Source organism: Cohnella phaseoli (assembly GCF_003386235.1).
Taxonomy (GTDB): domain Bacteria; phylum Bacillota; class Bacilli; order Paenibacillales; family Paenibacillaceae; genus Cohnella; species Cohnella phaseoli.
In genome coordinates, this window is record NZ_QRDZ01000013.1 from 185,734 (window position 1) to 212,078 (window position 26,345).

Genomic DNA, 26,345 nt, shown 5'->3' on the forward strand with positions numbered 1-26,345 from the left:
AGGGAAACACTCTATCGAGTGCTGCCGGCTTTCTACAGCCTGGTGCCGAGAGAGTGTTTTTTTGCTATCACAAATAAAGTGTATACTTAATATTATTGAGTATTTACTTTATTTTTGTTATAATACGTATAGTAAGTGTCGATTTACCAATAAGAGAAGGAGTGGTTACGGTGGATAGACAAGCAAAACAAGCTATATTGGATGTACTTAACAGCCTGGAAGTGATTTCACATCAGGATGGTGAAATGGCGAATGCATTTGTGAGGAATACCCCTGAAAATGTCGCAGCACTTAATAACGTTGGTATTTCAGTTGAAACGATAAAAAAACACGGCGACGACGAAGCATTCTGTATTTTCAGTATCGCAGCTGACTTAGAAATTGCAGACTATAACCGGGGCGAGAAATTGTATTTGTTTGGCCCGGTTGATGATGAACTACGTAATCGCGTAATTGACGGAGAGGGCGACGCCATTGATGCTGAGCGCCTCCTTCGTCTGCTGGAGCCTGAACTTTTTGATTAAGTTGTGCATAGCACGAAGATTCTGTCCAGGAGGAAGCTTAGGATCCATCCCTTTTTCGCACCGCGCGCTGGGAACTGCTCGCGGCGCTTCACTGCATGACTGTGGTCAGTTGATCACATGTATTAAAACTAGGAGGGAAATCGATGAAAAAGAATGATGTTAACAAGAAGATTAAGGAATTGGAGAAATCACTTAAAGCGGCTCGCGATGTAGCCAAATGCTTGGCAATAAACCTTGACGCCAAGGATTCAAAACAAGAACTGTGGGCCTCACTAGTTGCATTGGAACACATCGACTATGCGCTTGATCGGCTTGAGAAAAGAGACTCTATTAGAGTTGTAGTATGATCAGACGCAAGTTGGAGGAAAAAACAGGAGCGGGTGCACAGAACCAAAGTAAGCTTCTTGGTATACTTAAGCAGTAATTCGTTGGATAGATACGATCAAGTATGAGAGGAACATGTCTATCATGAACTTCTTCCGAAAGATTCCGTACCAGTTTTTTTTATTTTACTTTTTGAATATTTCAGCACTGGGTCTTGTTGGGTCTTTCTTAAATCCTTATAAGAAGTCCTACTTATGCTTGATCGCGTTAGGACTTCTTTCATTTTCCCGAGCTCGTTCTAAAAAGAATAGGCTGAAACCCATGAAATGGCTTTTATTATCATTCCTTTGCGGTGCGCTGACAATTTCCTTTTTTATGAACAATAAACTGTAGATATGGGAGGCATTTGTTTTGAAAAAATGGTCGATTGGTGTCATGGTTGTATTCCTTATCTTGACGGGTTGTTATGTTGAGCCGGTTGAACCGTTGTACCATGAAGAAGGGATAACCAACCAGGAAGTTTACGAAGTCAAAGGGATGCTGCTGGAATCATACGAAGAGACGCTGGCAGCATTTAAGGGGGAGAAGTCGGAGAAGTCGTCCCAGGAATTGATCGAGGAAATTGCAACGAAAGTTAAAGGAGATACTCCGACTATCCCTGCTGATGGAACCTACATGGTATTGTCTTGTTATGACGGAGACACATGTACGATTCAGAATGGTAAAAGACGTGAAGCGGTCCGCATGCTGAACATCGACGCGCCTGAAATCAAATCAAAGGATCCTTTCGCAGCGGAGGCGCGAGCGTATCTAAGGAAGCAAGTGGTAAAAAAGAAAGTTATGATTGAGTTCGGTCTGGGTAAGGATCGAACTGGACGCGACAAATATGGACGATTGCTTGGATATTTTTTTGTTAATGGCAACAGCATCAACGAGCAGATCGTTAGAAATGGCCTAGCGCGCGTTGCCTACGTTTTCGAACCGGACACAAAATATGCCGAAGACTACCGGAAGGCCGAAGCAGAAGCTGAGGATGAACAAATTGGCATTTGGAGCATTAAGGGATATGTCACAGAAAACGGTTTCGACCGATCAAAATAAGGTCGATCATTCAAATGTGGGGATGTGTCAGGATGTACAAAGGGTATTGTATGGACAAGTACGGGCGATATTATAGTCCCGTTACTCTCAAAGAAGCAAAGGAAATTTACGACTACTGCCAGTTGCAGAAACATTTCCATTATGAGATTAGAATTGTTGAACCAACGGACGACGCCATCGTTGTCCAAGTGATCGAAGGAATGTTTGTGTTTCCAGAAGAATGGAAGAGGTATAATACTGTGTAGACCATAGCAGAGTTAGCGGGGGTAGGTGAAAGTTCAAAATGGAACATGTCATAAATTGGGTTAACGACAATTCGTTTCATTCACATTTAGGTGCTATTTTTGTGGGGGCTGCTTTCCTGGCTATATTGAAGCATTCAAAAGCCTTAGTGAAGAAAAGGCTTGAACGTAATGTTCTAAAAGTCATCATGGTAATACTCATTGTTGGAATTTCATTGTTAATGGATAGAGGCTTTAGTTACCTACTCGCTGTCCTAGTTATATTCGTAATTGTATTTTCCAACGGAAACATCGCGGTGAAGAGTAAAGAGGAGCCGTGACGGGTCACGGAAAGGTCTGAACAAGATGTCCGAGTTCAATGGAGGTAATGCATATAACGACCCATTTTGTGCAATTAGGGGAGGGTTCGAATGATTGAAGCCATATCAGCCATTCGACTATTTGGAAGATGAAATAAGAGATTTAGAAAAAATGCTGATGAAATACTCATACGAGACAAATCCGGGAATTGTAATGAGAATACTTATGCAATTAGCTGAAAAGAGAAAGCTATTGAAGCAATGCCGCTTGCAGACATGACCCATTTTGTGCAGGAAGAAGGGAGTGAATGAAATGGCTAAAATTGAGATCGAGGTAAAGCAAATCGGTGGATTATCAACTTGGAAAGAGACTTACAACTGCGAAGGAGATCCGCAACAATTCGCCGACAATTTGATTGCAAGATTCAACGCTACGTTGCGAGAGCAAGAAACCCCTCGTGAAGTTGTCGGGGTGAATGTACTCGACGAGAACGAGAACGAGAACGAGCACAAGTGGAAGAAAGTTAATTCATTTACAATTATCCGCGCTGGTCGAGTTTACGACAAATATGAATGCGAAAGATGCGGCATTACGAGTAAGCGTAAAGGCGTCGGAGTGCACGTTCGGGACTCTAAATACAAAGCCAAGAAATACGAGAAATGCCGCATGTCTTAATGCTGAACTTAACGACCCATTATGCGCAGGAGGGCGAATGGATGAAGTATGTCATCTTTTTATCTACCACAAGCGCTTTTGATAGGAACCGCAATCAATATGGATACTGGGCAGGAAAGACATATCGAGTCGAAGGACAGGATTTTCCTTTGTGGGACCGCTCAATTACGGAACAAACGAAGAAGTATACGAGTCAAAAGCGTGCGGAAACAGCGGCGGAAAAACTCATGGAACGGTGTTCGTACGTGGTGGCTTGGCGGATAGAATCAGTTGCTTGATGCACAGTTCGACCCATTTTGTGAGGGAGAGGGCAGAAATGGAAAAGTTAAATACTAAGTCAAATGTTAAGCGTGTCAATGGAATTGATGTATTTTATAGCCGGATTCCAATTGGGTTGGTTGAGGGCTTCGACGGCATTGTATTTTATTTTCAGACAACGGAAGCATTTAATACTAAAGCACATGAAGGTGCAGTCAAGCCTGTTATCGACTCGCTGATAGACCAGAGTCACGATCATGGAGCTTATTGGGAAGTGACAAAGTGCGAAGCTGTAGTTTGGCACGAACGCAGTCAGGTTTCAGTTGTGTCTTTTAGAATCAGGGACAGCTACTGAACAGTTCGATCCATTTTGTGACACAGTGAGGTGTGATTCATGAAACGTATTTGTGGTGGGTGGTCGAATGTTCCAGCTAATTTAAAAACAAAAACTATGCTTTCGCAGATTGGATTGAAACCAATCAGAGAACCGATTGCTGAAGTTTGGGGTGGGCACCAGTGGGTTAAGCTTTATGACAGTTCTTCTGCAGTCGCGAAACGTAAACCAACAGAAAAGCAGCTTGCCGCGCTCGAAAAGGCAAGAGAGTTGGCGCGAACCAAATACGAGATTGAGAATACTTGTTCAGAATGCAAAGAAGTCTGCAAGCCTTCTGAACTTGAGGAATCTGGCGGTACGAAGATTTGTAATCATTGCATTAAGCGATTAACATGGGAAACCCGTTATGAGTCGATGATTGCAGCAGGGGCAGATTCATTCAAGGGATGGTACAAAGAGGATTTTGTTATCTTGGACACCGAAACGACAGACTTGGACGGCGAGATTGTCGAAGTAGGTATTATCAATAGAACGGGAAGAACTTTGTTCCAATCTCTTGTAAAGCCGGTTCGACCTGTTCCTGATGATTCTCCCGCAACACGCATCCATGGCATTACAAACGCCGATCTCGCCTGCGCACCAGCATGGGTAGATATCTGGCTTGACGTTTTGAAGATAATCGAAGGCAAGCTAATTCTATCGTTCAATGCAGCGTTCGATAAATTGATGATAAAAAATAGCTGTCGGAGAACCAAAATTGCGTATCCGGAAGATCTAAAATGGGATTGCGTTATGGAGGCATATCGCCTTACTCAAGGTTCTGAGCGTTGGATTAGCTTAGAGAGAGCAAGTGGAATGTGGTTAAGCCATCGTGCAATTGAGGATTGTAATGCAACGCTACATGTTATTCATTCGCAGTGGTCCGATATCGGGATATTAGTAGATGAATCTGTTTGCTAGAGTACTATGGTCGGGAAAGAAATTCAAATAAGAGGGGAAGAGAGTAGATTGTTGAATCGCGTAATTTTAATCGGTCGCCTGACCAAGGACCCTGAACTGCGCTACACGCCTGCAGGAGTAGCTGTTACCCAATTTACGCTGGCGGTAGACCGTTCATTCTCGGGTAATCGTGAGGAGCGGGAAGCGGATTTTATCCCCGTTGTAACTTGGAGACAGCTTGCTGAGACATGCGCCAACTATCTTCGCAAAGGTCGTCTGGCCGCAGTGGAAGGTCGCATTCAAGTACGCAACTACGAGAATAACGAAGGACGACGCGTCTACATAACGGAAGTAATTGCCGATAATGTTCGATTCCTGGAATCGCCCAACCGTGAAGGCGGCGGACAAGGAACTCCAAGAACGGGTGGAAGTAATGGCGGTAATCGTAGCCATTCCGGAATCAACAATAATGATCCTTTTGCCGGTGAAGGGAGACCGATAGACATTTCTGACGATGACCTCCCGTTTTGATAGGATGAGGATCTGGATGTAATCATCTTTCGGAATTGCAACTCAGGGACGAGGCCCAATCGGCGGCCGAAGTGCCGGCTGCAACCAGGATTGTCTTCCGGAAGCTGTCGATTACTGTCCAAGTAACATGCGAAGTAGTAAACATCTGGGGAATTATGTATAATCTCGCGTCATGAGCTTAGGTTACTTAATTTGGTCCTGACGTTGCACTTTGGCGAGCTTCCATCTTAAGAGCAAAGGGACCGCGTTTTCGACCAGTTTATCTATGCTGCCAAAGCGTTTGTTAGTAAATGGACAGATGTATTGTGTTTTAGTTTCAATGGTTACGACTTCGGCGTCTTTGGGAAATAAGCTGCGAAAGATAGAGTTCTTTACATCGGCGATCATCTCGGCAGTGTATGGGTGGTCTTTCTCAAGTCCGTATTTAACCGTTGTGTTGAAGCGATATTCGACAGCAGCCTTGGACATGTCGTACCAGTCAATTGAGTTTAGGTTACCTAAATTGTTCACTGACGGATCCGATGGGAAGATGGGAACGGGATTTAGTTGTTCCTTAATAAAGGCGGCAACGTTGGAGAATCCTTCAAGCTTCGACCATTCTTCTTCCGTTAACGTAAGCGAGACTTTCTTGGTAATGCCTTGACGAGGGCGACCGCCAGGGTGCTTATCTGACATTATCATCAACTCCAGAGTTTAAGTAACTTTAACTACATCCTAGTTTAAGTAACCTAAACTGTCAAGAGATTTTGGTAACTGCACAAAACGAAGACTTATGTTGAGTAGGACTTCTGAGAATGATACACTTTCGTTAGTAGCAGCTGTGCGAATGGAAGGGTGGACAATATGCAAGTTTGGTTTGACCCTGGATTGTCCTTCGGGAAGACGGTCAAACGAATACGGAGAGGAATCGATGGTTTGACGCAAAAGAAACTCGCGGAGCTCATCGGGGTAACTGATGCTTACATCAGCCGGCTTGAGGCGGATAAGGATTCCGTTCCAACTGAAGAAATGATTATTAAGTTAGCGTCTGTGCTTGGAGTCAATAAATATCATTTGGTGTTGGCATCTGGGCGGATCCCGACAGACTTTCATCAAGTGTTCATTGAACACCCAGATCTGCTCGAAGAGATTATCAAACGAATACCGGATTGATTCAGGGGCGTGCCTAAGTGGGCGGCGTCCCTTTTATATAAAAATTCCAAATCTTCCTGATCTCGCTCTCTGCAGGTGGCTAGCAAGATGAATCGGCTACTTCTTTCCTGATGCGAACATATGTGCTATTATAAGGCATATCCTGCTTCCATGGGGGGGAATCGTCTATGCTGTATCATAGGGCCTACAAGTATCGGATCTATCCAAACAGAGAACAAGAGAGGCTGATCCATCGTACGTTCGGATGCAGTCGATTTGTGTTCAATCATTTCTTGACCCAGTGGAACGAAAAGTATGCGGCTACCGGTAAAGGGTTAACTTATAACAGCTGTGCAACTGTTCTGCCCATACTGAAGAAGCAATTCGAGTGGCTCCGCGAGGTGGACAGTATAGCCTTACAGTCAGCCGTGCGTCACGTTTCAGACGCCTTTGAAAGGTTTCGCAGCAAGCAGAATCATGCGCCGCGCTACAAGAGTCGGAAGCATCCGGTTCAAAGCTATACCACGCGATGCACGAACGGCAATATTGAGGTTAACGGTAATCGGCTTAAACTGCCCAAGCTCGGCGTCATCCGGTTTTCCAACTCTAGGCCGGTCGAAGGCCGAATTCTCTCTGCAACCGTGCGAAGGAATCCGGCAGGCAAATATTTTGTCTCTATCGTTTGTGAGGTAGAGATGAAGCCGCTGTCGGAGGTTTCCGGGGATATCGGCATTGACCTTGGACTCAAAACCTATGCCGTTTGCACGGACGGTCGTTCTATTGAGAATCCGGGAGTGTACCGCAAGCACGAGAGACGGCTTGCATGGTGGCAGCGCCGAATGACTCGCCGGAAGAGAGGCGGAACAAATTGGCATAAAGCCAAGCGTAAAGTTGCTCGAATACACGAGAAGATAGCATGCCGTCGAGGGGACTTCCTGCACAAGGTAACGACCATGCTGATTCGTGAAAACCAAACGATCAGCATCGAAACGTTACGGGTGACAAATATGCTGAAAAACCCCAAACTGGCAAAATCGATTTCGGATGCAGCTTGGAGCGAGTTTACTCGACTACTGACGTACAAGAGCGAGTGGTATGGACGAACACTCAAGTTTGCACCGGCATTTGCATCGACTAGTCAGGTGTGTCATGTATGCGGAGAGAATCATCCAGTGGTGAAGGATCTGGCCGTCCGGCAATGGGCATGTCCATCGTGTCATACCATCCATGATCGAGATGAGAATGCTGCCTATAATATCAAGCAGGCAGCAATTAGCAAATAACAGCTAAACAACTGCGGGAACCGCAGGGATCGCTTGGTCCAGTTCGAATCAATAGATTCGATTACCCAAGAATCCTTCACTTCTTCAAGTGGTGGGAGTGTTCAAGTCCGGAAAAACCGGGTTGGTATCATTCAAGACGGGGACTTGTTTATCTTATTGTTTATTTTTTAAATCTGTTTTAAATGTTATATATCTTGTTATGCGATGGCTGATCGTAGACGGGAGTAAGTGGGATATGATCTGATGTCCGGTATAATGGGGTCAAATAGCCGGAAAAACGGGGCGAGATGTCCGGTAGAAAAGGGTGGGAAGTCCGATCATTTGGGGCGAGATGTCCGATCAAAGATGGCCTATTGTCCGCATAAACGGGGTCATGTCCTGAAAAAGAGGGTGACATGTCCGGAAAATAGGGGTCATTAGGGCTAGTATGTAGCAAAGTGACTGAAAAAATTATACACGGAAGCGGGATTTACCATCGAATGTCCGGGTAAAAGGGGTTGAAATTTCCTCATCCTGCTTCTCTCATTGAGTTGTAAGAGTATATTCAAAGTCCAACCTTCGTATGCAGCCCTGTTTATCCGGACATATGAGTGGTAACCGTTTCGTTGGCTCCCTTCAACCCCCATTGACCGGACATATGAGATGTTCATTAGAACACAAAAAAATTTTTTGCCCTGTTTTTCCGGACATATCGGAATATCTTTAATTCCACTTCTGTCATTTGTCTTATGATTATCAGGAGTTTGGATCTAAGCAAAGAGGATAATAGCCCCGTTTATCAGGACATATTGTTGTTTGTGCCAGTGGACTGATTTTTCTCTATTACAAGCTTGAATAGATTGAGGTATAGTAGGGAAAGAGGTGTTGCGTATGCAAGATAACATACCTTACGAAACCGAATTTGAGGATGATGGTCAAATGGCGCTTATCGTGCCAGAATACGAAGCACAAATCAAAGACTACTATTGGATCAATCAGTCCAAAGAGATCATAAACTCGCAGCAGGATCTATCGCTAATGGAACGCCGACTGATATACTCGTTGGTTTCGTTGGTCCAACCTGACGATGAAGAATTTAAAACGTATACAGTCCAAATCAAAGATTTGGCAAATCTGCTAGGGGTAGTCGAAAAGTCATTTTATGAGCGCGTTGAGAAGACGATCGATCAACTGCAGAGTAAGCAGCTCGTGATTGAGAACAATTCGATTAAACAGAAGATAACCTGGGTACAGAGCGCGACTTATGTTAAGGGCGAAGGCAGGGTTAAAATAAAACTATCCGAAGATCTCGCCCCGTTTTTCCGGAACTTGAAGCGGGCATACACAAAGTATCGCATCAAGAATGTGCTAAAGCTTCGCTCGGAATACTCCTGGAGGCTCTATGAGATTCTAAAGGAGCGGGAGTTCCGGAAGGAACGCGTGATCAAAATAGCGGAGCTGCGTTACTTGTTAAATATTCCGGACGACAAGTACAAAATGCTTAAGCATTTACGCGAGTTGCTAGATAGCGTTCAGAAAGAGTTGGAGGAAAAGACTGATATCACATTTTCGTACGATGTACATAAGCGTGTTGGTCGATCGGTAGAATCGTTCATTTTCCAGATCAGCCGGAACGGGAAAAATATTCAATCCGAGCAAGACATGGCCAATTACGACGCAGAGAATGTATTTAATCTTCTGGTCCAAAACGGCGTTCACCGGAAAAAGGCGATTTCGCTTGCGAAATTGTACCATCCCTTTTATATCGAGGAGAATGTTCGGCATGCACTGCAACTGAACAAAGGGCAATCTATTCTAAATTTGGCCGGGTACATCATTAAGGGCATCGAAGATAATTATGCTAACTCAGTACACGATATGCCGCTGGATGATGCGCTCTTTGGGATGGAGCTCCGAAACGTCGAAGAAAATTTGGCAGATCAGACTCGTGAGGAACTCAGCCAATTCAAAGAGATTATTGAGAACTATAAAGATTTGATAAACCGCGGGGTTTACAGTAAGGTCGAAGAATTAACCGATCTTGCTGAATCTAGGGATCAAATGTTGCTCCAGAACTTGGAGGTTATTCAGAAGAACAGAAAAAAAACGAAACGGCCGCCGCTTTTGATGGAGGATCTCGCTCACGATCCATATTTAAAGAAAGTGTACGAGTTGTGGCTAGAAAAGCAGACCGACTTTTAGTACTCTATACAGCTGCTATGACATTCTGCTAATGCTTGCCGGCAATTTCCCTCTATGGTATATTAATCCTAGTTCATATTCTTTCCAACATTCCTCACAAGTAATAAACCCTATGGGTGGTTTGCCATATGAGTAGCTCCTATGGAGTTATGAAGTGGTTGCCTCTCATTGGGTTTTTTTATTCCCCTTACTGTCTTATGGAAAGATGAACAAAGGTTCCATGAATGCAAAATGGATGGAACACTAGAGGAAAGATCAAAAAAAATTTCAAATAGGAGGATCAGTTTATGAAAAAATTACTTATGCTTATTATTTCAATTTCATTAGTACTGACGGCTGCTAGTTCTGTATCTGCAGCGACATCCAAATTTAAGGATGTTAAGGCAAACCACTGGGCGAGCAATGCAATTAATGAGGCAGCTCAGAAAGGATTTATCAAAGGTTACCCTGATGGCACATTCAAGCCAAGCAACAATATTACTCGAGCAGAGTTTGCATCTCTACTGGCCAAGATATCGGGTCTTGTTGGAGAGCCGCATCAGAGCAAGGAAGTGTTTTCAAATGTACCATCTTGGGCCAAGGAAGCTGTCGATAATCTTGTGGAAGCGGGATATATCGATCAGAACGACTACAAGAAAAAGCCTAAAGCTACGGAAGCTATCTCCCGTTATGAGATGGTGAAGTGGATGGTCACCGGGTTAACGATTGCTGAACCGACCTATAAGCAGGCCTTGGATGAAACAAAGGGAACGCTCGTCCCCTTTACTGAATACTATAAGAGCGGCATACCTGCAGACAGAATACCTTATGTGGCTGTTGCAAGAGGCACGCAGTTAACCGTGGGGCTCCCGGATGGATCATTTGGGTTTGACAAGCCTACGACAAGGGCAGAAGTAGCCGTTATTCTAAAACGTTATCTTGGACTGTTAGGGAATAAAGCGGATGATTTTAAGGAGTTAAGCGAGCTTCGGGAAGTTGGAAGGACTGGCACAAACATAATGACTCATGGTGCAAAGGTTGGCTTAAGTCAGAATGATAAACCGTTGTTCTTTGAAGATATTGTAGGAAAAGAGATCAAGACAAAAACAGGCGGAACTGTTACTGTCCATCGTTATGTGGTAGTGGACGCGTCTTCGAAGGAAATTGTTGGCGTTTATGCGAATATGTTTGTCGACAATTCTATCAACCGAATTCCAGACAGTGTTTTAGCATTTATTGAAATCACATATAAACCTGCGTCGGAAAAAATGAATGAGCTATTGTTTCTAAGTGAGGTTACCTCTGTTACTGCACAGAGGTTACAAAATTATAATCTCATAGGAAAATACGGATATAGGTCCTATTACTTCGATTTTATCAAAGGAAAGCAAGAAAGATTCTGGGTAGTAGATCTCGTTGAGAGGAATTATAGGTGGATTGATATAAAAGCAATAGATGGATCTGCTGCATCATTCAAATTTGAATAAAATAGGAAGGGGGGCGCTGTAAAGCGTCCTCCTTTTTTTCTGCAGACAAAAGGGTAAATATTGGAACCGACCGACCATGGGACCATAATATATGACCATCATAATTGCTTGTCGGTGGTTTCGACATATGGTATATTAACCCTAGTTCGTTTTCCAACATTTCTCGCAAGTAGTAAACCCTATGGGTGGATTGGCCATTGTTAGAACCCAAATTTTTGGAGTTCTTTCATGGGCTGCCTCTCGTCGGGTTTTTTTTATTCCTCTCTTTTTTAGAGCCCATTAGTAAATACGATTTCAATTGATTATTAAATAGGAGGCACATTCATGAAAAAGGTTATTTCTGGCTGTAAATTCAGATTTGTCTGCGAGAATATCCTGGTAAATCGAGGAACAGGAGTGAGAGTTCGAGCATGAAGAAGAATCTATCATTGGTATTGTTGTTTGCGATAGCTATATCATTGATCCCGATATTTCCAAGCACTGAAAGTGTGGCGGATGCAGCCACAACAGATCAACTGTTAGGACCCTCCGTATCTCCCGCTGGACCAGTGACAAGTCAGACTATGAAGACCCCTGTTGAGGCTTATGCTCGAACGGAGCCAGGTGTTTTTTGGACACAAATGGATAATAAAAAGTTCCGAGCAAGCGAATATATTGATGACCCCGTACTGGAGCAAATTGCCATTACGGAGAAAGGTGGAACAAGGTTTGATCTCAAAGGGAATATGAATAAAGATTATCCTGCAGAGAACTCAAAATTTCGAACAATAATTGATTCGAACAAATATAAACCCGGGCAGTGGAAAGACAAAGACGGAAAAACATATGCATCAAGTAACGTCACTAGCACTAAATTAAACAAGAATAAGATGAAATGGGTGGTAAGACCAGAGAATCAAACGTATAAGCCTGCACCTCCAACAGAAGATTCTCCTGGTGTCTGGCCTGGAAACGATATGTGGATTGTACATTATACTTACACAGGAGGTCCAAACTGGACATCAAACGAACGATATGGTGATCCTGGAAACTATAAATTTGTAGTTAGTTACGCAACTCCCATGGACCTCTGGTGGGACGGGGAAGTCAAGCAGACTAAAACCATGCGTATGACGCCGATGTCCGTTAGCGTAAACCAAAGTAAGAACATGGTCGCTGAAGTAGAAACGACCGGCTACGGTGCAGTAAACTGGACAAGCGTTTCAGCCAGAGCTGAGAACTGGAACTCAAGCAATACCGCAGTCGCGACCGTTGATAGCAAAGGTAAAGTGACCGGGAAGAAAGCTGGCACTACTGTCGTTTCGGCTGAATGGAAATCGGGTCTTTATCACCTTAAAGCCTCCGCAACGGTTACGGTTGTTGCCGGCACGACGCCGCCTGATCCGGAGCCGACGCCAGAGCCGCAGCCGTACGAAATCACTGGTAATTTTGATATCTTGCCCGATCAGACGATTGAATGGAGAGATACGTTTACTTTCCGGCCGAGAGACTTTGTGATTTCGGCGCAATGTACGTACCAGAAACATCACTATCTAATAGAACGTGACGGCAACTGGTCCCGAAGCAATAATGTCACAAGCCGTACAGCAGATACTGTATATCCATATAGCAGCTACCCAGACATTATCGGTATCGGTGTGCATCAGGTATCTCTAAAAATCTTTGCCAAATGTGACGGCAAAGACGTCGAGACTGGCTGGCTGGGTACTAAAGACTTGATTGTAAATGGTCCGGTGTCCAATAGTCCGCCATATTTTAACGCCGGGTGGTTTGAGGAGTACGATCGTTTTAGCTGGGATGCTCCATGGTATGTTGTTGTAAATAAAAAGGTCAACCTGCGCATTATTAATAAACCGTACCCTGTGGCAGACCCAGCTGAGCCTTATGATCCGGACGGCGATCCCATTACCTACACCTGGGATTTTGCTAATAGCAAGAGTTCCTGGGTGCAGTCGCTTCCGGAAAAATACGGTCTATGGTTAAACGATGAGATGCATACGAATATCTTGGCAGAGGAGCTAGGTCAACATTGCGCTCGAGTAACCGCCAGAGATCCATTCGGGGCTGCAGCAACTAGGAACGTTTGTGTTCAAGTCATACCCGAAAACCCGATCCCGATGATTGATGGTCCCTATGAGGTAGTAGAAGGGCGGCCGCTGCCCAGATCATTTGACGGATCGCGCAGCTTTAGCCCGATTAAGCGGAGTATCGTTAAGTATGATTGGACCAACGTCCATGAGCGGTACTATACGCCCGGCCAAGAGGTTATTACGTTGGAAGTTACGGACAGTGGTGGACTAAAATCAGAAGCTCCGGCATCGCATACCCTTACAGTAAAAGAAGACTTGCCGCCAGTCCCTAAACTAGATTTTGATAATACGGCTCTGCGCACAACTCCGGTTGTAATGACCAATAACAGTTATTCACCGGATAATGATATCATCGTCGAAAATCTCACCACTTATAGATATGACAGCAATAATGATGGCTCCTTTGAGGATGAGACTTCTATCCCAGTGGATTTCGACGAAAACGATATATTCATTTTCAATCCGCCTAGAATTGGAAACTATCGTTTTCATGTGTATGTGAAGGAGGATTGGGGGAAAGAGGCCCAGAAGGATTTTGATCTGAAGATTGTAAATGATAATCCACAAACTTCGTTTACGGTTTCCGGAGAAATCGAGCAGCCTCCAGGGGCTCTGCCAGATGCGCTCTTGCCTAATCAGCTCTTAGGGAGCACATGGAAGACCTCTAATTTTAATGGTGACTTAGCTAAAAGGTTTTACCGAACTGGGAACGAACTGGTGAGCGGAATTACGCATACGCAAGTGGAACCAGTTTGGCCGGTTTACCCTCATGAATACCTAAATAAAGAATCTAGATACTTTGCACCAACTGCTGGCGCTGAGATAAGAGGGGTCGATTTTGATGAACTCCTTCGAGCTGCGTTCGGGGAAGAATATACATTGACTACTAAGGATAATGGCGTCAATGCGCCATATAACAGTCGCTATACCCATCAGATGCGCAAGAATGGGGTCATTGAGGCCGAGCTAAATTCACCTTGGTCCGATGAATATATTAGAGGGCTCGGTTCTTATTCATTTATTACAGACGGTAGATTGGCTATCTATAATTATTCCGGCCAGCTATGTAGCTGGAACAGCTCAGACGGAACGACTGGAACTTATGGCGGTACTAATTATAATTACTTTTATTACAACCCTAGCACGAATAAAGTAGTTATTTGGAATGGTCAGCTATGCGACAGCGACGGAAAGTACAATAATCTAAGCTATGTTACAGGTGATCCCGAATTCAAGGTAAAGACCTCTTATGTTGAAGGTAGTGGCAATGTATATTATATTGCTCGAATGATTGGCCCCACTGAAGCCTATTCTGTATCGTTGCCAAGGGATGCGGTTGAGTATCGAGTTGGGTATTCCACAGCACAGGTTTTACCCAAAGTTTTTCCGGTCTCTACAGACGGAAATCGGATGGCTCATCTCGAATTCAGAAGTGGGGGAAACACTTATTTAATAATTCGAAACAATACAACAGGTGGAAAAATTAGCGAACACTTGGTTTATAGTGATGCTGATAGTGATCCATCAAGTGTAAAAGTTCTACACTACGCACTTAATCGTATCGTCATAAACTACGGATCAACCATTGAAGTGTATGATTTCAACGGTAACAAAGTTTGGGGAAAAACATTATCAGCAATTGGAATAGGGAACATAACACGATTTTCGAGTTCCGCAATTGCCTCGAAGGATGGTAAAGTACTTTGGATTGACCAGACCGGTTCGGACAGCAATTTTAAGCTTTATTACAAGTCGCTTAATCTGCTGACCGGGGCGATCGATCAGTCGGTGGAATTGGGAAGTTATGATGTTGGACATTATTATTACCGCGGTCCAGTGGCATACCCTCCGAGATTTATGGATGACGGTAAGGTCTTCTTAACTTACGGCGCTTATACGGACAGTTACGACTGCTATGGGTGTAGGAGGCACCAAGTTACAAATAAAGTTGTCGATGGACCTGGAATAATACCGGAATATTCATCCAACCTCGGACAATTTTATTCTACCAGTAAAGAAATTATCAACGCTGAGTTTCAATATGCGCTGAAGCTCCCAAAAACTTTTTATAAGACGCGGGAGTCTGCTGGACTCTCATTTAGAATGACAGACAATAGAAACATGTATCGGGTAGAAACAACAAACTATCACGTCCGAATTGTAAAAGTGGTCGATGGAAATCGAACTATCCTGAAGGAAATTAGTCGGGATTCACCACCAGATGTATGGACAAATTATAAGGTGAGGGTCGTCGGGAAGAGGATAAAAGTCTACATCAATGGAGTCCCATTAGTAGAAGTAATCGAGGACTCTCCGCCAATATTTGGCTATTACGGTCCTTACGCAAACCGTGAGTATGTGTCTTTCAAGGATATGTCAGTGTTGCCGTATGAAGTCGATATGATGGACAATGTCGCTTTGGTGGATGAATCGGTTGAATACGAGACATCCTGGAGTGATCCAGAAAATGATCCACAGCTCAAGGAACGAACAACTTGGGATTTCGAGCACATCGACCCTAATAAGTTCCTTAATGCCGGTGACGGAAAATCAGGATTATCGTCCGTACATGGCAAGACGGTGGATTCACCGATTCTGAGCTTCGACAGAGTAGGATTGTACAAAATAACGTATCGCGGATCGGATGATCCGCATCCAGACTACAAGTTCCCGTCAATGACCTTTGACGCGTACCGACAGTTCTCAGATGATTACTGGCAAAATATTGCCGTGCATCGCCGGCCGATTGCACAGTTTACGCTCAGTATTGATCCGGGAACAAAAAAAGTCGTTTGGAACGACACGTCTTATGACCCGGACCGATGGCTCAACCCGACGAATTACAGCTCCGAGGCGACCGGAATCGATTATAAGAATAGCCGAGGCATCACTAAACGGGTATACTACAGTATTTCGCCTTCCGGAGAGGTATCCGATACGCAGCTCATCTCGCCGCGGGAAGCTGGGGTTTATACGGTAGGCGAAGCTGTACGTGATGAATACAATGCATGGTCCGAGTGGTACATCCAAGCAATCAACATTACGCAGCCAATCATCGACGAGCCGCCAATTCCAGGCTTTACACTGAGCAAAACGACGCTCAGTGCGTCGGAGACGCTTACGATTACTTCTACCGCGTGGGATAAGGAGGACGGCCCAGCAGAAAATCTACCGCACCAGTATTTCATCCGTAACCTGACAACCGGCACGGCCGAGTCGCTGCAGAGTACGGATCGCGGAACCTGGACGAAGAGCTTCAGCTCGCTCGGTGAATTTGAGATCCGGCAAGTCGTGCGTGACTCTGTTGGTCAGACAGCGCAACTGATCAAGCGTGTCCAAGTAGTCAATACCCCTCCGGTGGCTAACTTTGACTGGACGCCGAAGCCGGCATGGGAGGGGGATACAGTTCACCTCATCAACCAATCAACAGACGCTGACGGGGATACACTAAGTTCGGCCTGGGTGATTACTGGTCCAAACGGCTACTACCGAACCAGCTCAGAGACAAATCCAAGCTTCTCGGATACGGCTAATCGTCCAGGGGTATATTCGGTGCAGTTGACGGTTCGTGATCCGATCGGCGCATCGGACACGATTACTAAGCCAATCGTTGTAGGAGACTTGACCATTGAAGGCCAGGTTCTTCACACGGCTGATTGGGAAGAGTATCGACTAAAATGGAATGCAACTAATCCAACCAAGAAGAGAGATCAGAATGTATTTTGGGCCGGAGAAGCGTTCGTATTAGCATCGATTGTGACGGATACAGGGCCAACAAGTACAACGAAGCCGCTGCAGGTCGTCGCGCAACTGCTGACACGAACAAACTCCGTGGTGATGACAACGACAGATCGCATTCGTTTTACTGGGGAAATGCTAGATATAGGGTTTGCCAAAACCTTAAAGGATGGACCATACACAATGCGGTTTACTGTCAATTGGAGCAACGGCGTCGTCGATTCCGTAGACGTTCCGATCATTATCAGGGGCAATATAAACGATGTTATTCTAGTTCATAACCGGCATTAATAAAAGAAAGGGCGCCTTGTGGCGTCCTTTCTTGCATCTATAAATGATTGTTATCTCATTAAAATATGTGATATAGTGGACTTAGAATCTAGGAAGAACATTATACGCAAGATTAGAAGCCCTAGCGGCAGAATATCTCAATTGCTTCAGAAACATGAGGCAATCGAAGGTATCTGTCCGTCTAGGGCTTTTTTGCGTTTTCTAGACTCTATTGGCGGACGTAGCGCACCGTTCAATTAAAAGGCTCATGTTCCGAGAGGACATGATTTTCTACCTGGAGGTGAATGCCCGAGGAATTTTGAAGGGCACATATGAGCAACTTACTTGAAATGATGCAAGAGAAAGCTGCAGAAGAGATGACGGTTCGGTTAAAAGTTAGGGACAAGCCAGCTTTTATTCGGATGATCGATGAAACTGCGGGCTTTTGCGCAGAAGTGGAATCAATTCCGGTATTAAAAGGGATGCTTCTGCAAGTTAAAACCAAGGTACCCAAGCGAACCGCAAATGGAATGGAAGAGGTGGACGGAGTCGCATTGTTCACCACTGGTAGCAACAGCAATCAGACCCTTATTAAAGGGTACGCTGCCGAATTTGGGCAAGATATCATGTTCGAAGCAGATGCACCTATCGAAGCGTTGGTTCCTGCAGGTAGGTTTGCGGAGCTGCTGAAAAAATTACCCCAAAAGGCTGAATGGATCTTCGAATTCAATGCCGGAAATGGGGAAGAAGACTATGGATTCCTCAACATAAGGTGTGGAAAATCGGAGTATATGCTTCAGCTACTGAATGTTTCGGAGTATCCTCAGACTCGACCAGAGTCCGTACCCCCTCTAGCGTTTTCGAGCAAGGAATTCTGTTCCGCATTGCATAACAGTAAATATGCATCTGAAAAGAAAACAATGGATTCACCGATCGCCGGCATACATCTGATATGCCGGGAAGAGGGTAAAATCATTGTAGAAACGACAAATCGAAGGCAGGCTTCAGTTGAAACACTGGCAGCCACGACTTTGCGTGAGCTTGACATGATCATATCCCACGATACCGTAGACCGTATATACGAGGTTTTTGGGAAGCACGAAGGTAGGATCGTTGTACAGTTCGGAACGGCAACCATTACAGTAAATGGTTTTGGCTCGACGCTCATCTCTCGGGTTGTCGAAGGTAAATACCCTGACTTGTCTAAGATGGTGCCAAATGGGATAAAAGCAGAGTGCATTGTGTTGCAAAAAGATCTGCTTGGAGCTTTTGAAAGGTGTCTACTGATGGTGGTCGGAGATAAAGAGAACAGTAGTTGTTCGGTTTCTGTGCGCTTCGGTAATGGCGTCCTCGCGCTCAGCGCAAAGGGTCAACTTGGGAAGGCAGAAGATTGTTTGGAAGTAGAGACGGATGGCGATGCTAGCTTTTTGATCGATCCAGCGAGGGCTAAGAATGCCCTAAAGTCGCTGAGCTCGCATGAAAAAGTGCGTATTCAATTCATCGGAGCGCTGAGGCCGATTATTTTCTATCCGGATGCCTCGGAGTATGAGGACTACACCAAGTTTGCATTAGTGCTACCATTACGAGCAGCGGAGGGATAAGATGAGCATCTTTATTCCTACAGATGTTACCTTTACAAATGTGATTAATGGGTTATGTGATTGCAAAGACGATAAAGTCCTTGATCTACTGGGGACAAGATCACTAAGCGAACTGCTTGGATTGTTCAATGGTTATAAACACGAGATCATAGATTGCTACAATCGCGTTTACGGCCAATCCATTGCATTCTATAGCATCCGTTTTAAGCGGGAGCGCTACGAGGATTCAACCGCTCAACTGTTGACATCGCTCCAATTCATCCACTATCAGTTGACGGAAACAGTTCCATGCGATGAAGATCTTAGTTTGATGGAGTCATTGATCTGGAGGCTAAAGTACATCTTGATTGAGCAGTTTCCGGAATACCGGGTCGCTTCATCAGATATCCATGAAGGCAGCTTCCCATCAATTATCTCTTCAATATGCAGGTCTGCATATTGGGAGTTCTCAGGAATATATTGGGACGACTGCAGCCAATACATGATCAAGGATTTTGAAAGCATCCGAAAACGGATGAATCAGATTAGAGATACCAAAGGTATGCGATTGATCGACGAGCCTAGTTACGTTCGGCCCGAGACGGATCTAAATCGCTTCGAGTTATTAAAAGTAATTACGGCTATCGTAGAGGAATTTACGATGCAGCCGCCGTTGCCGAAAAAGGAATGGATGTTCATCCAATCACTGTTGATTCGTGCGCAAAATTGGATTCTGGACATGATTCCTGAATACCATGCTGCCGAATTCAAATGAACGCAAAGAGTGCTAAAGGGCACTCTATTTTTATTATCTTAGGAGGGTAATCCATTGGAGAACAATAAAGTGCTCTTGTTGCAATGTAAATGTGGGAGGGCGCATACCCATCACACGAAAGGAAAGCTCAGTTGTCCAGTTTGCAAAAATGAGAGTATTGAAGAGTTTGTAATCGTAACCGACCGACCCATCTTCAGGGTGTTTATGGTTGTTCTCAACCGGTTAGGTAGGCGAATACCTTATTTCTTTACAGCATCTAGCAGGCAGGGAGACTTCAGACGAGCGCGACTTGTTTACGAAACCTTCGATTGGGAAATTGCTCGATCGATGGTTGTTGAAGATTTGGAGGTGGCCTTGTGAAAATCGGACTTTATATTTGCGAATGTGGCGCGATTCATGTGTTGGACGGGCATTGCCCCTCAGCGCTGTGTATCGAATGTAAAGAGAAAGTACAAAAGCAAGTGGCGGTTACCTGGGAGGATATGAGGAGATTGCAAGTCAAACATCTGCTTCTTGTACTTCGAGGGATCTTCTTGCAGCAGACAACAGAAGAAGGCACTTTAATTGAACCGTATCTCATTTGGGCAACTGGTACTCAAAAGCAAGCCATTATCGATTGGTGCGACGGCCGAATACAGGAACTCCCAATCGAAAAGATGAAGGGAGTAATTTAATTGGATTACAAAAAGATCGCATCGATACTGGTTCCCGGCGAAAAGTATACACTTACTGCACTCACAGATTTCGGATTTCCATACCGTCAGCATATGACCATTGTGGAAGTGTCCGTAACCCCGTACGCACAGTACAAAGAGAGCTTGCTTATCCGATTCAAACGGCCGCGCGGTCGTAAAGTGTTGAGTGTTCGTTTCTATGCTCAACACGAAGAGTTTGTGATTTGGAAAGGCCACGTTTCTCCTAAGACCGAATTGTATGGTGAGCCGGTCCAAGTGGATTCAGGCTTGATCGTGCGGCAGGGGAGATATCGTCCCTTTCATCAAGGCTATTTGCGTGATGCAATTGCTTCGGTAATAGAGCAGCCATTGCTTACCTTTGGGATCAATTGAATTTTGATTTCCTCGATTGGTTTTGTTTTTGCTAAGCGAGCCAATTGGGGAAATCTTTATAAAAACCGAAAGGGTCGAAAATTATGACTAAAACGAATGAGAAGACAGATACAGTAACAATGATCGTTGACAAAGAACAACGGACTGTACGTTTTGACTGTGAGGGAGACGTCTGGAGATGGTTAGTCAACTGGGAAGGATTAGACCTTTGGGGTGCTACTAATGAGGTGCTCAATAGCATCTTGGAAAAGGATGTGCGAAAATTCTATTATGATATACCACTGTTTAATTTTATCAGCAACTTTAGAAGGTTTGTAGACAAAATCGTATTCGTAAACTAAAGAATAAGGCTTAACAGGCATTCAATTCAATTGCGAGTTCTATAAATCGATGATAAAATGGATATAATTGTCGATTCAATAGACATTCTCGCAAACATTAGCCCTATGGGTTCAGGCGTATTTTCGTCTGCTCATAAGGGCTTTTTGTTTGCAGGTTTGAAAAACTGAGGTGAAACAATGTTATGGATACAATTGTGATAGAAACAGAACAAGAAATACTGAATAATTCAAGAAAGAAAAATGAAGCCAAAGAATGGATTAAGGCTCTGCTCGCTGCTGCTATCGTTTTATTTTTAATTCAAAAATTTTTATTTATGCCGTATGCGATCGAGGGGCCTTCGATGTTTCCGACCTTCAAAACGGGAGAGAGGATCGTTGTGAATAAACTGATTTTTGAATTGCGGAGCCCAAAGCGGGGGGAAATCGTTGTACTTCGTTCTCCGGAGGGCAGAACCCTAATCAAGAGAATAATCGGATTGCCTGGGGACCGGATTCAACTGAAAAACAACTTAGTTTACATAAACGGCGAAGTGTTAGTAGAGCCTTATCTGCAGAGTAGTTTGTATGATAAAGCAGGGAATGGCATCAAAATGATCCGAGACTATTCTCAGTATCTGGTACCGGAAAATAAACTATTTGTGCTGGGGGATAATCGTTTACACAGTCAGGATAGTAGAGCTCTTGGTGCAATTTCTTTGAAAGAGGTCATTGGACGTGCTGACTTAGTAATTTGGCCAATCAACCAAGTACGCTTTGTTCAGCACAACTAAATTAGGGGAATTGGAGGTGTAAACTGGACTTATTGCATTTTTGGATGAAGGTCGCCTTATCGGCAAACCGAAAGCGTGCCGGCATCGGGATCCGCGCGGCGAAGGCATCGGCCAGATCGAGCAGTTGCAGCTCGTCCGGGTTTTCAGACGAAGCTGAGCATCGGGACCTCGCAGCGCAGGCATCGGCCAGAACGAGCAGCTGCAGTTCGTCCGGGGGTTTACAGACGAAGCCGGGCATCGGGATCCACTCACTAATGCTATTATTGAAAAATAGTCCAATCAAACAAATATATTTGATTGCGAGTCGTATAGATCGATGATAAAATGGCTTTAATCTCGTCGATATGTATTATCGACATTCCAGCAAGCAAAAGCCCTATGGGTTCAGGTGTATTTATGCCTGTTCAAATCGGGCTTTTTTTGTGTATGTCGAAATTTGATGAGGGAGGGATGAAGAGTGATGTCGCGAGATGGACTTATTACATATTCCTGATGGGAGGGAAGTGGATCAGCTAAAATAAAAAAAGAGCTTTGGATTGGGACCCTTGAGCTCTTGATTACTAAGATATGGTTTTATTGATAAAATCATATCATGTCTGACTTATTGAAGTCAACATTTTAGCGCGCCACAGATTAATGAACTTAAAAGGAAGAGAAGAGAAACTCAAGTACTTTAGATACAGGTCAACGGGAAGGCAAGTCCCCCGAACAGGCATGAGGCATAAAAAGAGCATTCATTATTTTGAAGAAGAGCAGGAAAAGGTGTACTTCCAAGAGTCTGAGGTGGTTCAGTTTTCGCTTGATCGATTCGGGCTGAACTTGCCTCTGATGGAAGGGAATGTGGTGTTTGTTCACCACTATCTTCTAAAATTTTGGAACAGATTCATCAAACCGGAAGGCTTGAACATTTATCTGTTGCTGCGAATGCACTGTTACAACAAGGATTATTGCTGGCTTGAACTTCAATCACTTTGTAATTTCACTGATCGTTCTAAAGAAACGATTCGGAAGTATTTAGATCTGTTAGAGCGCTATGGTTTTATCTATCAATTCCAGTGCGAAAACACCGCTCGTAACAACATGCAAGAATCACCGATTACAAAAGTGAGGAAAGAGTTCCCTTTTCTTACTGAAGAATTGATTGAACAATTGCCGGTGAAGCTACAAACTGAGCATCATCGGTTCATGGCAGATTTGAACCAGAAAATATCTGTTTCTCTACACGTGATGGAGAAGGTTGACTACGAATCGGTCTTTAATGAGGCACTTACTACAGGTGAAGTAGTTCCAATCCGCAGGCCGTACTATGAGGAACAAAAGATTAATCAGCTTAAGAGGGAGGCTCTTCAAGCTGAACGAAATGAAGATGATCTGGCATTTTGGGAACAAGTCCTTGAAGTGCTTAAAGATCAATTTTCGAAACCCTCCTATAATACGTGGTTCTCAAATACATTTTGTATTCGAAGAGAGAATGTACTCTGGGTATACGCGCCCACTCGTTTTCACAAGGAATGGCTTGAAACCCGATATCAAAGCAATATAAAAAATGCGGCACAGTTTATTCTGAAGGACTATATCCAGGTCAAATACGATTCATTTGAACAGTAATCCGCCGGAAACGGCGGTTTTTTTTGTGGAAAAGTTGGGGTCTAGAATTTAGAGTCCCCCGTCTAGAATTTGGAGGGGGGGGTCTAAATTCTAGATGGCGCGTAGTCTAAATTTTAGAGGGCGGAGTTATCCACAATTTTTCGTAGTCTAAATTTTAGAGGGCGATAGGGGGTCTAAAATCTAGAGGGGGAGGGTCTAAATTCTAGACCCGAAGAATTAAGTATTTAAGTATTTTAAAGATCATCAACAAATAAATGATTCTTCTAATATTCAAAAAATGACACAAATATCCCGGCTTTGGGTTTGGTCCCCAGCGATCACAGCCGGATCAAATATCTGCAGCTACGGACTCCTGTTTCTCATTTCTCAGGAGCGATCGGAGCAACTGAGCCCGCGCCGCCGGCGATGCAGCCAGTTCGATTAGCTGCAGGTCGCGCTTCTGGTTCTCCGTGTGAAGCCCGGATTCGTATTTGGCGCGCCGGCGACGATGTAAGGCATGATCAACTGCAGTTCACGTCGGGTTCACCGTGGAAGCCGGCTTTGCGATCTGCGTACGGGCGTCAGCGTCCTCACAATCAGCTGCAACTCGCATTCCGGGTCTCCGGGTGGATCTCGGCTTTTCGATTGACGCATGGTCGGCGGCTTCGCCTTTGGCGCGGCGACGTCGATAAGGTTGTGCCTCCGGTATAGCGCTCAGGATGGGTAGGCCGTACTCCTTTCGGTTCAAATAGTTGAGTGAGACGCCCATTACTTCTTACCTAACTGGCAATTATTGCAATCATGGAGATCCTATCCCATACTAGAATAAAAGATAGGAGATGGTTTGTGATGAAAGAGAGAATGACGATTATTCAACCGAGCAAAATTAAAGCCATCATAAATGAAATTGCAATCTTCCCCTTATTGCCATTGTTTCACAAGGAGAGCGAGCATTCTAACCTTGCAGCATTGGTATTGGACCAAAAACAGAGTAACTCCACGTTAGAAGAAAGGATACAACACTATCAGGGACTTTGGAGGGATACCTTCCACTATTTATTTTTTCGGTTTTTACCTCACTCAGATCCGGATAGCGAATCCATCGGCTTTGAGATGACACCGTTTTCATATATGTTGGCAACAGAGTATTCTCTTGAGTTAAACAATTTGTTTGAGTTAACGGAAAAGGACTTGAACTACATTGACTTGCTTCTCTTATCATGGGCAGAAGCAGGTTGGAAATTGCCTGCCCCATCAGAGCAACTGGACTTTGCATTAAAGATCATATGCTTCCCACCGTTTATGGCCTTGTCGACGTTTTATAGAAAAGCCTATCACTGGAACGTACAAAACGCCGAACACTTGTTGAGCATGGTAGTTAGCAAAGATGTAAGCTTTCCATCATATGAGAAAAATTTCGCGTTTCAATACACAGATCGGTTTATCTCTCAGGAGACATATCGCTCGATTGGCGGAGTGGATGGGTTAATCGCTAATCTTGGTCTTTCGAGCAACACAAAGGAGAAATTAAAACAACTTAAGAACAGTATACCGGAAAGCAAGCAAGTTAAAATAAGGGTAATATGCCCAACATGCGGAGATTATCACGACCAACCAACTATACATCACGATGACATCCTATATGCACATCTCTTGGAAGAGGCCCCAAATGTTCAAATTGAAATTGGGTTTAACTGGTATGAGGAATTCCGTCTAATGGTAAGAAATGAGATTGAAAAACTGATAAGTGATCCATTATCCAAAATCAACAATGTAAAAGATCCGACATGCGTAATTTTGGTTGAAGGTGCAACGGAGGAGTTGGCGCTCCCGCAAATGGCGATCCGGATTGGGATGCCGCTTTCCCTCAAGAACATACAAGTGACAAACTGTAAATCAAAAGAGAAGGTACTTGAACAATTTAGGTATATTCGAAGCAACTTTCCGGAACTGAAAATCTGTGTGCTACTTGATAGTGATGCAGAAAAAGAGAAACGTGAACTTGAAAAAATGATGGAGGGGAAGCGGGACAAATTCAGTTTAACTTTCATACCGAAGGGGACATTCGAAGACTTAGTTCCACTCCCAATAGTTGTGGCCAGCCTGAATGAGCTTTATCCAGCGGAGAATGGTTATGAGGAATCGGATTTCAAATCCGAGAAAGGCGTCTTGCATGATATAAATTATTTAGTATGGCAAAGAGGGAATTCAAAACTGGATAAAGTCAAATTTATCAATGAAGCTGTTAGGCGTATGGAGGAGAAAGATGTTTCAAATTTAATATGGGAGCTAATTAAAGAAGCCTATAAGTTAAGTGGTGCAAATATAGGAATGGAGTGAAAGCTAATCAGTCCCAGCCGGCGCTAGTATCTAATACTTTTAAAAAGGAGTAATGATTTTAATGTCCAAAGTCCATGGTTGGTTTCCCAAAATTTATAGCGCGTACTGTTATGAATGCAAAAAAGTTTCCGTACCTGAAACTCCATCGGAAATGTTCTGCGAGACATGTGAAAGTCCATTGTACATTCGTATGAAATCAAGTACGAAAGGAGGAGTCGATACGAATATCGTTCGTCCAATTCGGGTGCGCGATATGTTAGCTAAGTCTCATCGTTACTCGCGCTACCTCAGTATTCCTCATTCCTTCCAGGGTGAATGGAGGAACGTACTAAATGTTGAATGGCACAAAAGTAAGGTTGGTAAGGTGGCGGTGGCTATTGAAAAGCATACGGCAATTGCTTGTGATCCCGAAGATGTGTTCCTAGAGCTTTTTGGTGGCTGGGGTGGGAGTTGGGAATCCTTAACTAAGGACAATTAGATGTAATTATGGGGGAATAT

At 44.1% G+C, this 26,345-nt stretch carries 23 protein-coding genes; 21 read left to right on the forward strand and 2 right to left on the reverse strand.

The window, feature by feature from the left end:
• Positions 1-170 precede the first annotated feature (170 nt).
• The 8 genes from DFP98_RS17645 (at position 171) to ssb (ending at position 5,228) form a co-directional block, all read left to right on the forward strand.
• The gene (locus DFP98_RS17645) at positions 171-524 is read left to right on the forward strand and encodes a hypothetical protein (protein WP_116061920.1); all 354 of its coding nucleotides are present in this window, start codon (positions 171-173) and stop codon (positions 522-524) included.
• Between the two features lie 143 nt (positions 525-667).
• On the forward strand, positions 668-871 hold the full coding sequence (locus DFP98_RS17650) for a hypothetical protein (protein WP_116061921.1): 204 nt from the start codon (positions 668-670) through the stop codon (positions 869-871).
• 388 nt (positions 872-1,259) lie between these two features.
• On the forward strand, positions 1,260-1,949 hold the full coding sequence (locus DFP98_RS17655) for a thermonuclease family protein (protein WP_116061922.1): 690 nt from the start codon (positions 1,260-1,262) through the stop codon (positions 1,947-1,949).
• Positions 1,950-2,803: 854 nt separating this feature from the next.
• Entirely contained in the window at positions 2,804-3,166 is a 363-nt protein-coding gene (locus DFP98_RS17670) for a hypothetical protein (RefSeq protein ID WP_116061925.1), read from the forward strand.
• 41 nt (positions 3,167-3,207) lie between these two features.
• Positions 3,208-3,444: a hypothetical protein gene (locus DFP98_RS17675; protein WP_116061926.1), complete on the forward strand. Its 237-nt coding sequence runs from the start codon at positions 3,208-3,210 to the stop codon at positions 3,442-3,444.
• Positions 3,445-3,482: 38 nt separating this feature from the next.
• A complete protein-coding gene (locus DFP98_RS17680; RefSeq protein WP_116061927.1) occupies positions 3,483-3,779 on the forward strand; it encodes a hypothetical protein in 297 nt (98 codons plus the stop codon).
• Between the two features lie 39 nt (positions 3,780-3,818).
• Positions 3,819-4,718, forward strand: coding sequence for a 3'-5' exonuclease (locus tag DFP98_RS17685; RefSeq protein WP_116061928.1), 900 nt, complete (start codon positions 3,819-3,821; stop codon positions 4,716-4,718).
• 48 nt (positions 4,719-4,766) lie between these two features.
• Entirely contained in the window at positions 4,767-5,228 is a 462-nt protein-coding gene (ssb, locus tag DFP98_RS17690; RefSeq protein ID WP_116061929.1) for a single-stranded DNA-binding protein, read from the forward strand.
• Positions 5,229-5,411: 183 nt separating this feature from the next.
• Here the strand turns inward: ssb and DFP98_RS17695 are convergent, their stop codons facing one another.
• A complete protein-coding gene (locus tag DFP98_RS17695; protein WP_116061930.1) occupies positions 5,412-5,903 on the reverse strand; it encodes a hypothetical protein in 492 nt (163 codons plus the stop codon).
• 168 nt (positions 5,904-6,071) lie between these two features.
• On the opposite strand from DFP98_RS17695, the gene DFP98_RS17700 reads away from it, so the two are divergent.
• The 10 genes from DFP98_RS17700 to lepB all read left to right on the forward strand — a co-directional run bounded on the left by DFP98_RS17700 (position 6,072) and on the right by lepB (position 21,920).
• Positions 6,072-6,380, forward strand: a complete 309-nt coding sequence (locus DFP98_RS17700) for a helix-turn-helix domain-containing protein (RefSeq protein ID WP_116061931.1) — start codon at positions 6,072-6,074, stop codon at positions 6,378-6,380.
• Positions 6,381-6,547: 167 nt separating this feature from the next.
• Complete coding sequence (gene tnpB / locus DFP98_RS17705) at positions 6,548-7,642, forward strand: IS200/IS605 family element RNA-guided endonuclease TnpB (protein ID WP_116061932.1); 1,095 nt, start codon at positions 6,548-6,550, stop codon at positions 7,640-7,642.
• 870 nt (positions 7,643-8,512) lie between these two features.
• On the forward strand, positions 8,513-9,823 hold the full coding sequence (locus DFP98_RS17710; RefSeq protein ID WP_116061933.1) for a replication initiation protein: 1,311 nt from the start codon (positions 8,513-8,515) through the stop codon (positions 9,821-9,823).
• Between the two features lie 287 nt (positions 9,824-10,110).
• Positions 10,111-11,289 carry an S-layer homology domain-containing protein gene (locus DFP98_RS17715; protein WP_116061934.1) on the forward strand — a complete coding sequence of 393 codons (1,179 nt, stop codon included), beginning with the start codon at positions 10,111-10,113 and terminating at the stop codon, positions 11,287-11,289.
• Between the two features lie 410 nt (positions 11,290-11,699).
• Positions 11,700-17,408 carry an Ig-like domain-containing protein gene (locus DFP98_RS17720; RefSeq protein ID WP_116061935.1) on the forward strand — a complete coding sequence of 1,903 codons (5,709 nt, stop codon included), beginning with the start codon at positions 11,700-11,702 and terminating at the stop codon, positions 17,406-17,408.
• 311 nt (positions 17,409-17,719) lie between these two features.
• Positions 17,720-18,988 (forward strand): DNA polymerase III subunit beta, encoded by a 1,269-nt coding sequence (locus tag DFP98_RS17725; RefSeq protein WP_116061936.1) that lies wholly within the window; start codon positions 17,720-17,722, stop codon positions 18,986-18,988.
• A 1-nt stretch (position 18,989) separates the two neighbouring features.
• Positions 18,990-19,742, forward strand: a complete 753-nt coding sequence (locus DFP98_RS17730) for a hypothetical protein (RefSeq protein WP_116061937.1) — start codon at positions 18,990-18,992, stop codon at positions 19,740-19,742.
• A gap of 356 nt (positions 19,743-20,098) precedes the next feature.
• Positions 20,099-20,416 carry a hypothetical protein gene (locus DFP98_RS17740; protein ID WP_116061938.1) on the forward strand — a complete coding sequence of 106 codons (318 nt, stop codon included), beginning with the start codon at positions 20,099-20,101 and terminating at the stop codon, positions 20,414-20,416.
• Entirely contained in the window at positions 20,417-20,809 is a 393-nt protein-coding gene (locus tag DFP98_RS17745) for a hypothetical protein (protein WP_116061939.1), read from the forward strand. It abuts the gene before it with no gap.
• A 523-nt stretch (positions 20,810-21,332) separates the two neighbouring features.
• Positions 21,333-21,920: a signal peptidase I gene (lepB, locus tag DFP98_RS17755; protein WP_116061941.1), complete on the forward strand. Its 588-nt coding sequence runs from the start codon at positions 21,333-21,335 to the stop codon at positions 21,918-21,920.
• Position 21,921: 1 nt separating this feature from the next.
• On the opposite strand, the gene DFP98_RS39475 is transcribed toward lepB, so the two are convergent.
• Positions 21,922-22,158: a hypothetical protein gene (locus DFP98_RS39475; RefSeq protein ID WP_220377128.1), complete on the reverse strand. Its 237-nt coding sequence runs from the start codon at positions 22,156-22,158 to the stop codon at positions 21,922-21,924.
• Positions 22,159-22,634: 476 nt separating this feature from the next.
• On the opposite strand from DFP98_RS39475, the gene DFP98_RS17760 reads away from it, so the two are divergent.
• From DFP98_RS17760 to DFP98_RS38690, 3 genes are all read left to right on the forward strand, one after another.
• Positions 22,635-23,528 carry a helix-turn-helix domain-containing protein gene (locus DFP98_RS17760; RefSeq protein WP_181917756.1) on the forward strand — a complete coding sequence of 298 codons (894 nt, stop codon included), beginning with the start codon at positions 22,635-22,637 and terminating at the stop codon, positions 23,526-23,528.
• 828 nt (positions 23,529-24,356) lie between these two features.
• Positions 24,357-25,847: a TOPRIM nucleotidyl transferase/hydrolase domain-containing protein gene (locus DFP98_RS17765; RefSeq protein ID WP_116061943.1), complete on the forward strand. Its 1,491-nt coding sequence runs from the start codon at positions 24,357-24,359 to the stop codon at positions 25,845-25,847.
• A gap of 61 nt (positions 25,848-25,908) precedes the next feature.
• Positions 25,909-26,325, forward strand: coding sequence for a hypothetical protein (locus DFP98_RS38690; RefSeq protein WP_147310222.1), 417 nt, complete (start codon positions 25,909-25,911; stop codon positions 26,323-26,325).
• Positions 26,326-26,345 lie beyond the last annotated feature (20 nt).

Excerpts from the sequence above, each read along its gene's own strand:
- DFP98_RS17650 (WP_116061921.1), top strand. The coding sequence starts at position 668 with ATGAAAAAGAATGATGTTAACAAGAAGATTAAGGAATTGGAGAAATCA.
- DFP98_RS17670 (WP_116061925.1), top strand. The coding sequence starts at position 2,804 with ATGGCTAAAATTGAGATCGAGGTAAAGCAAATCGGTGGATTATCAACT.
- DFP98_RS17675 (WP_116061926.1), top strand. The coding sequence starts at position 3,208 with ATGAAGTATGTCATCTTTTTATCTACCACAAGCGCTTTTGATAGGAAC.
- DFP98_RS17680 (WP_116061927.1), top strand. The coding sequence starts at position 3,483 with ATGGAAAAGTTAAATACTAAGTCAAATGTTAAGCGTGTCAATGGAATT.
- DFP98_RS17685 (WP_116061928.1), top strand. The coding sequence starts at position 3,819 with ATGAAACGTATTTGTGGTGGGTGGTCGAATGTTCCAGCTAATTTAAAA.
- DFP98_RS17695 (WP_116061930.1), bottom strand. The coding sequence starts at position 5,903 with ATGTCAGATAAGCACCCTGGCGGTCGCCCTCGTCAAGGCATTACCAAG.
- DFP98_RS17700 (WP_116061931.1), top strand. The coding sequence starts at position 6,072 with ATGCAAGTTTGGTTTGACCCTGGATTGTCCTTCGGGAAGACGGTCAAA.
- tnpB (WP_116061932.1), top strand. The coding sequence starts at position 6,548 with ATGCTGTATCATAGGGCCTACAAGTATCGGATCTATCCAAACAGAGAA.
- DFP98_RS17710 (WP_116061933.1), top strand. The coding sequence starts at position 8,513 with ATGCAAGATAACATACCTTACGAAACCGAATTTGAGGATGATGGTCAA.
- DFP98_RS17715 (WP_116061934.1), top strand. The coding sequence starts at position 10,111 with ATGAAAAAATTACTTATGCTTATTATTTCAATTTCATTAGTACTGACG.
- DFP98_RS17720 (WP_116061935.1), top strand. The coding sequence starts at position 11,700 with ATGAAGAAGAATCTATCATTGGTATTGTTGTTTGCGATAGCTATATCA.
- DFP98_RS17725 (WP_116061936.1), top strand. The coding sequence starts at position 17,720 with ATGAGCAACTTACTTGAAATGATGCAAGAGAAAGCTGCAGAAGAGATG.
- DFP98_RS17730 (WP_116061937.1), top strand. The coding sequence starts at position 18,990 with ATGAGCATCTTTATTCCTACAGATGTTACCTTTACAAATGTGATTAAT.
- lepB (WP_116061941.1), top strand. The coding sequence starts at position 21,333 with ATGGATACAATTGTGATAGAAACAGAACAAGAAATACTGAATAATTCA.
- DFP98_RS39475 (WP_220377128.1), bottom strand. The coding sequence starts at position 22,158 with ATGCCCGGCTTCGTCTGTAAACCCCCGGACGAACTGCAGCTGCTCGTT.
- DFP98_RS17760 (WP_181917756.1), top strand. The coding sequence starts at position 22,635 with ATGAGGCATAAAAAGAGCATTCATTATTTTGAAGAAGAGCAGGAAAAG.
- DFP98_RS17765 (WP_116061943.1), top strand. The coding sequence starts at position 24,357 with ATGAAAGAGAGAATGACGATTATTCAACCGAGCAAAATTAAAGCCATC.
- DFP98_RS38690 (WP_147310222.1), top strand. The coding sequence starts at position 25,909 with ATGTCCAAAGTCCATGGTTGGTTTCCCAAAATTTATAGCGCGTACTGT.